The sequence below is a fragment of the Pseudomonas inefficax genome (assembly GCF_032164165.1).
Classification (GTDB): domain Bacteria; phylum Pseudomonadota; class Gammaproteobacteria; order Pseudomonadales; family Pseudomonadaceae; genus Aquipseudomonas; species Aquipseudomonas inefficax.
Genome location: NZ_CP134401.1, coordinates 4,701,844 through 4,715,480 on the forward strand (window position 1 = coordinate 4,701,844; position 13,637 = coordinate 4,715,480).

At 62.2% G+C, this 13,637-nt stretch carries 8 protein-coding genes; 6 read left to right on the forward strand and 2 right to left on the reverse strand.

The features are described 5' to 3' along the window. The first annotated feature begins 50 nt into the window (after positions 1–50). The 6 genes from RIN61_RS21280 to RIN61_RS21305 all read left to right on the forward strand — a co-directional run bounded on the left by RIN61_RS21280 (position 51) and on the right by RIN61_RS21305 (position 12,257). The gene (locus tag RIN61_RS21280; protein ID WP_313853883.1) at positions 51–4,526 is read left to right on the forward strand and encodes an NEL-type E3 ubiquitin ligase domain-containing protein; all 4,476 of its coding nucleotides are present in this window, start codon (positions 51–53) and stop codon (positions 4,524–4,526) included. Between the two features lie 208 nt (positions 4,527–4,734). Continuing rightward, a complete protein-coding gene (locus RIN61_RS21285) occupies positions 4,735–9,234 on the forward strand; it encodes an NEL-type E3 ubiquitin ligase domain-containing protein (RefSeq protein WP_313853885.1) in 4,500 nt (1,499 codons plus the stop codon). Positions 9,235–9,431: 197 nt separating this feature from the next. Continuing rightward, positions 9,432–9,986, forward strand: a complete 555-nt coding sequence (locus tag RIN61_RS21290) for a DUF4174 domain-containing protein (protein ID WP_112252383.1) — start codon at positions 9,432–9,434, stop codon at positions 9,984–9,986. 163 nt (positions 9,987–10,149) lie between these two features. Beyond that, complete coding sequence (locus tag RIN61_RS21295) at positions 10,150–10,641, forward strand: HvfA family oxazolone/thioamide-modified RiPP metallophore (protein WP_112252384.1); 492 nt, start codon at positions 10,150–10,152, stop codon at positions 10,639–10,641. 76 nt (positions 10,642–10,717) lie between these two features. Beyond that, a complete protein-coding gene (locus RIN61_RS21300; protein ID WP_112252385.1) occupies positions 10,718–11,566 on the forward strand; it encodes an HvfB family MNIO-type RiPP peptide maturase in 849 nt (282 codons plus the stop codon). Then, the gene (locus tag RIN61_RS21305) at positions 11,559–12,257 is read left to right on the forward strand and encodes an HvfC family RiPP maturation protein (RefSeq protein WP_112252386.1); all 699 of its coding nucleotides are present in this window, start codon (positions 11,559–11,561) and stop codon (positions 12,255–12,257) included. The genes RIN61_RS21300 and RIN61_RS21305 overlap by 8 nt, the downstream gene beginning before the upstream one ends. Positions 12,258–12,377: 120 nt before the next feature. Here RIN61_RS21305 and RIN61_RS21310 read toward each other — a convergent pair whose 3' ends face one another. Together RIN61_RS21310 and RIN61_RS21315 are read right to left on the reverse strand one after the other, a co-directional pair. Beyond that, on the reverse strand, positions 12,378–12,866 hold the full coding sequence (locus RIN61_RS21310; protein ID WP_112252387.1) for an HvfX family Cu-binding RiPP maturation protein: 489 nt from the start codon (positions 12,864–12,866) through the stop codon (positions 12,378–12,380). Then, on the reverse strand, positions 12,863–13,498 hold the full coding sequence (locus RIN61_RS21315) for a ferric reductase-like transmembrane domain-containing protein (protein WP_112252388.1): 636 nt from the start codon (positions 13,496–13,498) through the stop codon (positions 12,863–12,865). Before RIN61_RS21315 ends, RIN61_RS21310 begins: the two co-directional genes overlap by 4 nt. Positions 13,499–13,637 lie beyond the last annotated feature (139 nt).

Sequence of the window (13,637 nt, forward strand, 5' to 3'; positions counted from 1 at the left end):
GCCAGTGGCAGCTACTAGTTTCGCACCTCCTTTTACCCTGGAGGCGCGACATGCAGAACCGTCTGAATCCGACCCGAGCATTACCCACCACCCTGGACCTGGAGCGAGGCTTTCAGGACGGCATCCTTGCCCGCCGCTTGCCGGCCTGGCTGAGCGGGGTGCGCCTGGCAAGCCCCGACAGGGCGTCGCAGTCGCATTTTTCGGTCACAGCAGAACAACTGACGACGCTGCTGCAGGCCCTGCAAGACAGTTTCGACTGCCGCCAGCGCCTGCAGCGCCAACTGGCGCCGCTGCAAGGCATTCACGCGTTCTGCAAACCGCTGCTGCAGCGGGCGTTGCAGGAGAAACTGCATTCCCTGCACGACCCGGATACGTTGTTCTACCGCCACACCTACTTCACCGTTTCGCCTGATCCCGAACTGGCCACAGGCCACTTGGCGCAACAGGAAGAGAATCACTACGACATCGCACTTGTCGACGCTGCACTGGCCAATTTCACCGAGGATGAAGCGAGACCGGGCAACCTGCCGCGTAGCGACTGCCTGGTGGATGCGGCGGGTTTGATGGTGCCGGGGGTGAGCGCGCCGGCGTTGGCCAAGATGTGCCGCCAACTGGACCTGGGGGGGCGTTACCAAGAGCACCTGGATACCGTTCTGTACCCGCCCGCCAAGGGGGCCGAGGGCCTGCAAGCCACGCTCAAGGCGCAGCTGGTGTCGAACATGCAGGTAGATGCCTTCAAGGCAATGACCGAGGCGGCCCTGACCCGTGCAGAACTGGCTCTGATCCTGGGGTTGTGCAACAGCGGCGCACCTGGCAGGTTCGAGGGCGACCCAGTCGCCGCCAGGCATCTGCAAGCCTTTGGGTGCACGCTGGAGCAGGTCATCGTGCTGCATGTCACCCGCACGACACTGGGTTTTACCAGCACCAGACGCGTGCTGGTGTACCTGCCCGGCGACCCGGTCAGCCCCTGGTGTGCCGCGCCAGATCTCGACACGTTTATTCGCAGGACCTTGGGCAAACGCCTTGCCGACCCTCAGTACCAGCGTTTCTTCAGGCGTTTCGTGCGCCTGCGGGATCAGGCCGGTTTTTTTACCCGGGTTACCGACGAACTTGCGGATGTGACCGAAGCAGTTTCGCGGGATATGGAGCAGCACCTGGCTGATTGTACATTGCCCTTGTTCGACCATCAGGCACAGGCGCGTATCGATGTGATCAAGGATGACGCGGCGTTCATCGCGGTACCGGTGCGCATGATCGACAGCGGCGTTCAACAGGCACAGCGTGAACGTCTGGTGGCCAGTGCCTGGGCTGGGGCAGGGGTAGTGGGGGTGTTCGTGCCGGCCATTGGTGCGGTGATGGTGGCTGCCATGGCTTGGGACATGCTCAAAAACGCATTCCATGCAGTGGAAAGCTGGCGAGAGGACGATACCCGTGCTGCGGTCGAGCACCTGTTGAACATCGCCAGGACGCTCATCACGGTGGGTATCACCTCCGTGCTGGCCGGCGCGGTGATGCGTAAGACCGACCTGGTCGAGCAACTGGTCACGGCGCGGCTCGAGGATGGCAGCGAAAAGCTCTGGCGCTTCGACCTGGCCCCTTTTCGCACCGAGCCGCCAGCGCTGCAAGCTCAGCCCGATGACGAGGGTGTGTATCGCCTGGGTGAGCGTCGCTGGGTGAACATCCAGGGCTACTTCTACGAAGTGGTACAAGGCGACGACGATCAATGGCGCATGCTGCCCAGGCAAGGGCACGGGCCCCAGTTGCGCCACAACGGCGCCGGTGCCTGGCGGGTATGGTGCGAGCAGCCGGTGGAGTGGGATGACACGCACGCCATGTTCCGGCGGCTGGGCGGTGAGTTTCAGCAACTGGAAGGCGACCAGATCGATCACGTGCTGGCCATTCATGGGATGGAACCGGACGACTTGCGCGGCTTGCATGTCTGCGGGCAGGCGGCGGATGCCTGCCTGGTGGACACCGTCAGCCGGGTCAGGCTGGCGAATCGCATCAAGGTATTGGTCAGCCAGCTGCGCGCAGGCGGGGCGGTGACCGATACGGCACTGCTTGCCCGGGCACAGCGCTGGCAGGATACAGAGGGTGTGGCGAATGACGAGCTGGCCGATTACCTGTGGAACCGTCGCCGTTCGTTGCTGGGGCAGTTGTACTACGAACAGTACCCGGTGACCGGCGATACGCAGGCGTTACAGCGCGATTTTGCCAGCCTGCACCGGCTGGCAGCGGAACACCTGCTGGCTACGGCAAGCCCGGACGACCTGTGGATCTCGGCTGCGGCACTAGTCAAACGTATTCGCTGCATACGTGTACACGAAGCCTTGGTGTTCGATACGCCGCAAACCCTGGACCTTGCGCGCTTCGCCCTGGGCATGCTAGACCGCATGCCTGGCGTGGACATCGGTCCGCACTGGCAATTGTTCGACGGTGACGCCGGTACGCCACTGCTCGGCACCCATGGGGGCGGGCGGCAGTTGCAGCTCAGGTTCCGGGACGGCCTGTTCCATCTCAGCGATGACCAGGGGCCGTTGGGCGCAGCGGGGGAGTTGTTCCAGCAGATAGCCAGCGGCTATACCCGTGAGCAGCGCGCGGCACTGGCCATTGGCAAACCGTTCGCCTTGCAGCTACGCAGCGAGCTGGCGCGGCGGGTGGCGCAACAGCGGGAAGTGATCGCCGAAGTGCTAGGCATCAGGCCCTCGAACGGCGCTGTGTTCTTGCCGCAACGCCTGGCCAACGGCCGCATCGGCTACCCGTTGAGTGGCTGGCGCCAGTGCCTGGGCCTGGACCGGGCTGTGGTCAGGAACCTGGCCGCCGAGCTGCGTGACCTCTACCCGGGCTTCGACGATGACGAAGTCGAGCACTGGCTGGAACGGTTGCGGGCGTCGCAACGTGACCCCGCCACGGAGCTGGCCGAGTTGAAACAACAGCTGGGCACGTTGCGTCAGACCCTGAAGGGCTGGCAGGTGGGTACGGTCAAAGCCTGGGCCTGGAAGGCGCGTCGCGAGTTCGCTCGAGGCCTCGTTGACTGTTGGCGCTACCTGGTGCCCAGACAGCTGGGGGCTGTCGAGGCAGACCGGGGCTATTTGCTGAGTTGCTACAGCAGTGACCTGGATGCGCTTCCGGCTATCCCGGCGACGGTCAGCTTCGCGCATGTGTCGGACCTGGCATTACGGTCACTGCAGATAAACACCGTGCCGGATACGTTTCTGCACGCCTTCTCCACGTTGAGAACGCTGAATATCACCAATTGCCGACTGCGTACGCTGGCGTTGACCCAGGCCATGGCTGAGCGCCTGCAGGTGCTGGACCTGTCGAACAACCAGATCGGGCCCGAGGGCGGCATGCCGGCCCTGCTGCAGGCCTGTCGCTCGCTGGTTTACCTCAACCTGTCCCACAACCCGTTGCGCACTGCGCTGTCAGTGGCAGGCCTGCCCCGGCTCAATGTCCTGATGCTGCGGGGGACGCAGTTGACACAGATGCCTGCCGGGGTCGTGGAAGCGCCGCACCTTCATACGTTGGACGTGAGCCACAATGCGATCCGCACCTTGCCCTACGGGTTCTATCGCTCGTACTTGTGGCACGCGGGGCGGGTCCGGCTGGCGGGCAACCCGTTGCTGCTTGACCAAGATAGCTGGAATGAGGTGCTCGAAGACCAGGTGCCGACGATGCTGCGCTGGGTCGACCTGGTGTCCCCCGCTGAACGAGATCGCATGGCCGATATCTGGGGCAAGCTCAATGGCCAGGAGGCGTCGAGAGACTTCTTTCACCTGCTGCAGCGCTTGACCAGTTCGGCCGATTTCCAGCAGGAATTCCTGGCCCGCTACCTGGCACTCAGGGTGCTGCGCATGCTGGTGTCCATGAGCGAACAACCACTGTTGCGCACGGAACTGTACGCGCATGCGCTGACCGAGCACTGCCAGGACAATGCAACATTGCGCTTCAGCGACCTGGAAGTACGTGTGCGCAAATGGAAAGCACTACACGGCAGCGTGGGCGAAGACCCGGAGCGGGCGCTGTTGCATCTGGGCGGGCAATGCTGGCGACTGGATACCCTCGACCAGGTAGGCGGCCTGCACGCCGTGCGTGCCGGCCGGCCTGATGAGTCACTGGAGTTCGCACTGGCCTACCGGCTGGCGCTGGCCGACGACCTGGACCTGCCTGTCGAGCACGACGAAATGCTCAACCCCGGCGTTGCCAACCTGTCGCGGCAGGATATCGACGCCGCCGCGCAGCTGGTGCGGGTTGCCCAGTCCAGGGACGCGCTGGTCGATTATCTATCGACCACACCGTTCTGGAAGGAGCACCTGGCACGCGCCTTCGCTACGCGCCTGAGTACGCCGCACTTCTTTCATGCCGAACTGGAAGGGCTGGTCGAGCGCGACGCAGCGCAAGCGGACATCGACCGGCTTCAGGATCGCGTGCAACAGTGGGAACTCAATGTGACCAAGCAACTGACACGGGAGGCAATGGGCCGCCACCTGGCGGTTGTGATGATACCGGTGGCTGCGCCCAGGTAGCATTACCTGACCTGACCTGACCTGACCTGACCTGACCTGGCAGCTGCAGCCGGTGGCCGATGGCATCCTGCCGTTCGTTGGCGACAGTTTCGAAGGGGTGACCGGCCAGCAGCTGGCGCTGTTCTGAAGGGGTGGTAGCTATCTAGCTAATCGCTTGCCGAGCCTGCGTCTAATGTCGGGCCTTTGGATCAGCCCGAGGCGCAACAACGTGACTACACCCCGCCAGGAACTACCGCCAACTGCCGATACGCTGGCCATGGAGCAGGCTTATCAGGACAGCCTCATCGTCAAGCGGCTGCCCAGATGGATTCTCCGGCTGCGTATCGTATCGCCGACCGAGCAGAACATACCGGTCAACGGTTTGTATGAATCACAGCATGCTGCATTGCGCGATGCGTTGAAAGACAGCCTGGCCTGTCGACAGTGGCTGGCAAAGGAGCTTGCGCGAATCGAGGGTATCGACCATTTCGTCAAGCCGTTGCTTCAACGTGCCATGCAAAAAGAATTCGGCATCCGGGAAAATGTAGATGGCATGTTTTTCAGGCGTTGGTACACCTACACAGCTCCAAGCCAGGGCACTGTGTGGGGGCGCTACCCGGTAGCGGACAAGGACTATTTCGAAGTGCCGTTGATCGAGGCGGCACTGGACAACTTCACGCCCGGCGAGGGGCGAAACGAACAGCACAAGGACAACTGCATCGTCGACAGCCTGTCGCAACGGCTCACCTCACCAACCGCACCTGCCTTCGCACGCGTGTGCCGTCAGCTGGATCTGGGCAGGCGCTATCAAGAGCATCTGGACACCGTGCTCAAAGCACCGAGCACCCAGGCGCGCGGCTGGCGCAGCATGGCTTCGACGCTTGCCCAACTGTACAGCTCGGTCATGTTGATCGATGCGTGCAAGGCCAAAAGCGATGGAATACTGAGTGCCGCCGAACTGGACCTGGTGCTGGACCTGTGCAAGAACGGACGGCTCGGCACGTTCTACGAATCGAAAGTGGTGGCCCGGCAACTCAAGGCGTTCGGCTGTGATTTGCAACAGATCGTGATACTGGAGGTACTTCACGAAGGTTGGCTGTTCAACGCCAGCCGCAAAGTCATTGTCTACATTCCTGATGACCCCAATGGCCCCTGGAGCGTAAGCCCCGATCTGGAAAGCTTCACCCGCAAGGTACTGGGCAAGCGTCTGCGGGATACGCGCTATCAGTCGTTCTTCAGGCGTTTTGTACGACGACGTGACAGCCAGCAGTTCTTCTGCAAGGTTGCCAAGGAACTGGTGGACGTTGCCGATTGGGCAACTCGGGAAATGGACCAGCACATGCAGGACTACCCGCTGCCTTTGTTCGAGCACCTTGCCTCCGCGCGCATTGCTCACATCAAGGATGATGCCGCGCTTATAGCCACGCCCGTGTCAGACCTGGATCGCCAGGCCCAGGAAGCACATCAGCAAAGGTTGGCTGCCGAGGGATGGACATTGGCCATGGTGGCGGGCGTGTTCGTCCCCGCACTCAATACACTGCTGCTGGCGGTAATGATCTGGGACCTGCTGGGCGAGCTGTTCCAGGCGGTGGAAGACTGGCGCGAGGGTGATACCAATGCAGCAATGGACCATTTGCTCAGCGTAACCAAAGACCTGGCCGTGGTTGGTGCCACCGCTGTGATATGGCGGGAAGCTAGTCGGGCCTGGGCCAAATTGGACCGGTGGTTGCCAGCGCGCCTGGAAAACGGGACCCAGAAACTCTGGAATGGAGACCTGCTACCGTTCCGTAGCGCTGCTCCTCCCGCTGGGGCGGTGGCCGACGCCATGGGCATCTACCGTGCACAAGACAGAAGCTGGATGCTCATGGACGGCCGTTACTACGAAATCGTCCAGCGCGCAGATGAAGAGTGGCAACTGGCGCCACGAGGTGGCCATGGACCTTTGTTGCGTCATAATGGCGCCGGTGCCTGGCGGCTTTGGACCGAGCAACCTGCCAGCTGGACAGACAAGCACTGGATGTTCCGCCGCCTGGGTGAGCGTTTCGCTCGCCTGGATGATGAGCAGATTGACCAGGCCATGGCCCTCCATGCCCTGGATACAGATCATCTTCGGGCGTTGCATGTGTACGGCCGGCCGCCTGAGGCCGAGCTGGTCGATACCGTAGAGCGGCTGCTGATCGACCGCCGGCTGCGGGCCCTGCTGAACGAACTGCAGCTTGGGCGAGTGCCAGAGGACGCGCTGTTGCTGGCGGAGGCGCGCGCCTTGTCGGGTGTCACCGAGCTCGACGGGCCAGCATTGGCAGCGCAGGTCTCGACAAGGCGGCGCCAGCTGTTTCAACTGGTGTATGACGGGCAGCAGGAGCCAGACGATGCGGCGGTGGCTACGTTGCGCAGGGCATTCCCGAGCCTGCATCGCCGAGCGGCGCGCGAGCTTGTGGATGGGCTCTCGGCAGAAGGTGCAGAGTTTCAGGAACTGGTCAGCGGCACGGTGCCGTTTCGCCTGGTCGAAAGGGCCAGGCTAAGCGTACTGCGCATACGTGTTGCGCGCGCCTGCGAGGCGCTGTTCATCGATACGCCCCAGACCTTGGACCAGGCCAAGGTCGCACTGACTCTGCTGGAGACTCTGGATGTCGGTAGGGTCAGACCGAGCTGGCGGCTGTACGACGGCGATAGCCCGCGGCCGATAATGACTACCGCTGGCGACAGGCAGAACTACAGGTTGGTGCATTACAACGGGCGGTTCGAACTTGAGGACGCGCTAGGCCTCGAGCTGCGCGGCCCCGGCGAGCTGTTCGAGACCTTGGCGGATGCGTTTGCCCCGGCTGATCATGCGGCACTCGGTATCGATGAGCCCTACGGCCCGGGCTTGAGAGCAGTGTTGGCCCGGCAAATGCCCGGGAACAGCAAGGTTATCGCTCAGGTGTTGGGCAAAAGCCCTCGACAGCCATGGTTGCTGACGCCAATGCGCCTGGAGGATGGCAGGGTCGGCTACCCGCTGGGTGGCGGCCTGGGGCGCGTTGCCCGGCCTGCATCTCGACCCCGGGCGTTTGAGGCGCGTCTGCGTGATCTTTACCCAGCGTACAGTGATGAGCAGATCGAAGCCTGGCTGACCACGTTGCACGCTTCGGGGCGCGATACCGACACTGAGCTCGGTATGCTCGAAGAGCAGGCACGCCGATTGAACGAGCACCTGAAAGACTGGACGCTGAAAGGGGTGCTGGCCGGTGAGCGAACCGAGCGCAAGCGGTTTCGCAAAGCAATCATGCAATGCTGGCGGGAACGGGTGCCCGATCAGGTTACCCCTGAGAATCAACGGCTGTCTGTAACTTGGCACTACAGCGGGCATGACCTGCGCTCATTGCCTGAATTGGGGCCACATTTCACCTTCCCGCATGTTACCGAACTTTCCCTGCGCAGCCTGCTGCTGGAGGAGGTGCCGGAGCGATTCCTGCTTTCATTCCCCAATCTGACGTCTCTGGAACTGAGCTACAACCGGTTGCGACGGCTGCCAGGCAGTCTGACGTTGCTTAATGAACTGCACATACTCGATTTGTCCGGCAATCGCATTTCGCTGGATTTGCCTCAAGCTCAAGTGCTGTCGCTCTGCCGACGGTTACGTTACCTGAATCTTTCGGACAACCGATTGAGCATGACCTTTTCGGTGGCTCAGATGGACCAGTTGGCCGAGCTGCGCTTGCGCAATACAGGGTTGGCATCACTGCCCGAGGGCATCATGGAGTGTGAGAGGCTGTACATGCTCGACGCTTCCAGCAACGTCATCACCTCGTTGCCCCCTGACTTCACCCAGTCCCGGTTGTGGCAGACCGGCTACGTGGCGCTGTCAGACAATCCCGTGTCGGTGCACCAGACTGAAGCGGTGCAGGAGGCCTGGGAAATTCCGGAGACTAGTTCAGTCCCTTACAAGCTGCGTTGGTTGGACCGGCTGGACGGTGAAAAGCGCCAAGATCTGGGTAGCCTGTGGGTCAGCATCGAGCAGATGGATGGGGTGACGAACTTCTTGCAGCTGCTGGCACAGCTCACGCGCTCGAAAGACTTCCTTCATCCTCGATATGGGGAAATGCTGGCTTCACGCGTTTTGGCCTTGATGGAAAAGCTCCTTGATTCACAAGCACTGGCCAATGAAATCTTCGCCAATGCATTGATCGAGAACTGCGCCGACAACGCTACGGTGGTCTTCCAGCAGCTTGAAATCCGCTGTCTTGTGTGGGCTGCCGAGCAGGCTGCCCCTTCTGGTCGCAAGGAGCGAGCATTGGTGAAACTGGCACGGCAGTTGTGGAGGCAAAAGGAGGTTGACTTCATCGCCTTTCGCGACGCTGAGGCCGTAGGTGCGGGCAATGAGTCGATTGAATGGGCGCTGGCCTATTCGATCCGCTTGCGCGAGGACCTGGACCTGCCTGACAACGCGCGGAGCATGCTCCACGCGGGGATCCCGCGCCTTAACGACGTGTCGGTGGCGCGCGTGAGTGATGAGATAAGGCGTAACGAGACAGAGGAAACGGTCGCAGCGTGGATGCTCCAGCAACCGTTCTGGAGAAATTTTCTCGAGAAACGTTACGTATACGAACTGGAAGTGCCGCCAAGGTTTCAGAGCCAGTTGGCAGAGGATGCCAGCGCCGAGGACACCGACAGGTTGATGGCGGAAAGCAGGCAGTGGACCGAGGAGACCGAGCTTCAATTGACCATCAAGGCTCTGCAACGGCCGGCATGACAAGGGCGCGTTGGACTATGCTCAAGCTACAAGTGACAGAGGTACTTTTTCGGCTCGGGAAGGGGAATGATCTCACTTGGTAACCGCCGGTTACTGTTCATTGAACATGGAGGCCTCTGGGTGGTTTACGCTCGCTCGTCGGATCTTTCGCTCTGATCTGTAGTCTTCTGGTTTATCGAGAGAATAAGGAGATACGCATGCTCGTCCGGTCATTGACCCTCGCCACCTTGCTCGCGCTTGTCGGCCCTGTGTTTGCCGCCGACAGTGACGCGCCGCTGGCCAAGGAACTGGGCAAGGCCAGGCCCTTGGTTGTCATTGCGCCCAGCAGCGCCGACCCGACGTTGCGGGGGTTGAACGAGGCCCTCAAGGACCCGGCCACCCAGGCCGCCTTCAAAGAGCGCAATCTGGTGCTCTACAGCGTTGCCAACATGATGGGCAAGCGTGAGGACAAGAACCTCGAGCAGCAGACCACCATGGCCCTGATCCGCGAGTTGAAGCTGGGTGCCAGCAAAGGCACCAAGGTGATCCTGGTGGGCAAGGACGGCGAGCGGCACATGCTCAAGGACGACGAGGAGGGCGGAGCCATCGATCCGCAGGTGATCTTGAAGGCGGTCGATGAACTGCCTGCCAGCGAAAAGGCCGTGACGGCACCCGAGCCTGTGGCTGCCGCGGTACCGGAAGCAAAAGCCAAGGACAGCAAGCCTGCCAAACCCGCCAAGCCGGCCGCGCCACCCAAGCCGCTGGAAGACTGACCCGGCACAACGGCCCCAACGCACCTTGGGGCCGCTGTGTATCCCTCTGTATCTGCCCACGCCGCAGACCCATTCCCATACAAAACTGCATCCCGCGCGATACATCCACGACATACCGCAACGGCCTAATGGCTCCACATTCCAACCACAGTGGAGCGACACCATGACTCAAGTACGAAACACTCTCGGCCTGCTCGGCGCAGCCCTGATCGGCAGCATGGCATTGAGCAGCAGCGCCTTCGCCGTCGAGCCGTTGGCCCAGGGTTACCAGCTGGCTTCGGCCAAGGTGGCCGGCGAGGGCAAGTGTGGTGAGGGCAAATGTGGTGGCAGCGCCAAGGCCTCCCAAGGCGAAGGCAAATGCGGTGAGGGCAAATGCGGCGCCAGCGCCAAGGCCGGTACCGAAGGCAAGTGTGGCGAGGGCAAGTGTGGTGATGCCTCGTTCGCCAAGACCGACAGCAACCACGACGGCAAGGTCTCGCGCGACGAGTTCCTGGCGGTGGCCAAGGACCGTGCCGGCGACTTCGACAAGATCGACAGCAACCATGATGGCTTCATCTCCGAACAGGAGGCCGCGGATCACCTCAAGGCGATCTACCAGGCCAATGGCAAGGCCATGCCCGAAGGCTTGTTCAGCCACCTGACTGGCAAGTCCTGACCTTCTACCCCATGAACCGCGCAACGCCCCTCCTGCTGGTCAGGCGGGGCGTTGTGCCTGTTGCGGAGAGCTGTTCATGCACCCCACATCTTTATCCTCTGTTCCCTTACAGGCAGGGCTTGGCCTGCGCCGTGGCCTGTTGCCGGAACTGCTGGCCCTGGAACCTGGCACCGTGGACTTTCTCGAATGCGCACCGGAAAACTGGATTGCCGTGGGTGGTGCCTATGGCAAGGGCCTGCCGCAGTTGGCCGAGCGTTTTGCCATTACCTGCCACGGGCTGTCGTTGTCGCTGGGTGGCAGCGAGCCGCTGGACCGCCATTTCCTTGGCCAGACCCGCCAGTTTCTCGATCGCCACCAGGTGCGTCTGTACAGCGAGCACCTGAGCTATTGCAGCGATGACGGGCACCTGTACGACCTGATGCCCATTCCATTCACCGACGAAGCGGTGCGCCATGTAGCCGCGCGGATTCGCCAGGCCCAGGAATACCTGGAGCGGCGTATTGCCGTGGAAAACATCAGCTACTACGCCGCGCCGTACCAGGCGATGAGCGAACTCGAGTTCATCCGTGCGGTACTCGATGAGGCCGATTGCGACCTGCTGCTGGACGTCAACAACGTCTTCGTCAATGCCTGCAACCACGGTTACGACGCCCGCGAATTCCTTGCCGGCTTGCCGCTGTCGCGGGTGACCGGCATGCACGTGGCTGGCCATTACGATGAAGCGCCGGACCTCAAGGTAGACACCCACGGGGCTGCGGTGAAGGAAGATGTGTGGGCGTTGTACGCGGTCGCCTGTGCGCGCTTCGGTGTGCAACCGACCGTGCTCGAACGTGATTTCAACTACCCGCCGCTGGCCGAACTGCTTGCCGAAACGGCGCGCATTCGTGCAGTGCAAAGAACCTCGGGAGGGCAGGCAAATGAATGAGACCTTGCGAGAGCAGCAGTACACCTTGGCCCGGTACCTGCGTGACCCGCAGCGGCATGCACCGCCGCCGGGCGTGGAGGCCCGCCGCCTGAAGATATACCGCGAATTGTTCTATGGTGCTATCGAAGGTTTGCTGGCCGGCAGTTTTCCGGTGATGCGCCAGGCATTGGGCGAGCAGCGCTGGCATGCCCGAGTGCGAGATTTCTATGCCAACTATCGCAGCCAGACACCGTTGTTTACCGAGATTGCCCAAGCGTTCGTCGATTACCTGCAAGGTATCGAACTGGATGCGCCCTGGCAGCTGGAGCTGGCGCACTATGAGTGGGTCGAGGCGCAGTTGTATCTGAGCGATGCCGAAGACCCGGCCCATGACCCGGCAGGCGACCTGCTGGAAGGGGAGCCGCTGTTGTCGTGCGTGGCGCGGGTGTTGGCCTATCGTTGGCCGGTGGAACGTATCGGGGCGGATTACCAGCCAGCGGTCGCGCCAGCGGCGCCGACCTTGTTGCTGGTTTATCGCGATGGGCAGTTGAAGGTGCGCTTCGCGCGCCTGGCGCCGCTGGCGTACCGGTTGCTGGCACTGGAGCAGGGCAGTGGGCGGGCGCGGTTGGAGGCGCTGGGAGGTGGTGTGGAAGAGGGGTTGGCGTTGCTGGAGGGATTGCGCGAGCAGGGGGTTATCGTCGGTACATGTTGAGTGCGGCACGGGGGGCGCCTTGCGCCCCTATCGCGACACAAGGCCGCTCCTACAGAGGTACGCGATCCCTGTAGCAGCGGCCTTGTGTCGCGATGGCCTGCAAAGCAGCCCCCGGCTATATCACTTGGCGAACCGCCCTCTGAGCCAATGATCCAGGCTCAACCGCCCAGCCCCTTTCAGCAGCAGTGGCAGCAACGCCACCAGGTAGATCAGCGGCAACTTGAAGTTGCCAAAGCCCTGGTCGGTAATCGCATACCCTTGGGCCAGCTCGGCCAGGCTCGACCAGTGCGCCGGCCAATGCACCGCGGCGATCGCCACAACGGTCACCACCATCAGCCCCAATGAGGCCAGCCGGGTACCCAGCCCCAGCAACAGCAGTAACGGCAGGGTCAGCTCCGCCCACATCGACAGCTGCCAGTTCAGCTCTGCAGGCAGCAGGTTGAAGGGGAACGGGAAGTTCGCTTGCAGGTCGGCGAACCAGTTGCTGCCATTGAATTTCTCCCAGCCGGATTCGAAAAATTCCCAGGCCAGGAACAGCCGCAACGGCAGGTCGGCGCTCCAGATACCGAAACGGTCGAAGGTGGTCAGGGTGCGGGTCAAGGTGGTCATGCTGGTTTTCTCTCTTCAGGAAGGGCACGTGCGTTACGGCGTTGCTGGCGGGCCAGCTTGGCGGTGAGCTTGACGGCGATGGCGCTGAACATCAGGGCGAACGCCAGCGGGTACCAGCCCCCCATGGGGATGCGTTTGTAGAACGACAGGCAGAACACCGCGGCCAGTACCCACATGCCGGTGCTGTGCAGGGCCTGCCAGGCGCGGCCACCCAACAGGCGCATGGGGGCCTTGAACGAGGTGATGGTGAGTAGCAGCAGGAACAGGTAGCCAAGGGTGCCGGGCAGGCTGGAAGTGAGCGTGCGGCCGGCCCAGAACAGCTCGGGGAATTGCTGGGCGTAGCGGTAGATCAGTACCCCATGCACGGTGTGGGAAAAGGCGAATGCCAACCCCAGGTAGCGCCGTTCCTGCAGGATGCGGCGGCTGCTGGTGCCTGGCAGCAAGATCACCAGCGACGAGGCCAGGAAGGCCAGCAGGAATAGCGCGAAGGAGCTGCGCGCAGTGGCACGGATTGCGCTGCGCAGGCCGTCCGGATCAGGTTGGCTGGCCAGCACCACGGCGGTCATCGCCAGGGTCAGGCCGGCGAGCGTGGCGAACAGCCTCCAGCCGGAGGGAAGGGTGAGGGGTTTCATCAGGGAGGCTCCCGGGGTGTGGTTATGTAACCGGGAGTGTGTCGGGGTGGGGTATCTGCAGTGTGTCGGCGGTGGTGGGGTTGTGTATCGGATTGTAGAAAGCGCTCAGACGCCGCTCCTACAAAGGACTGCGAGCCAT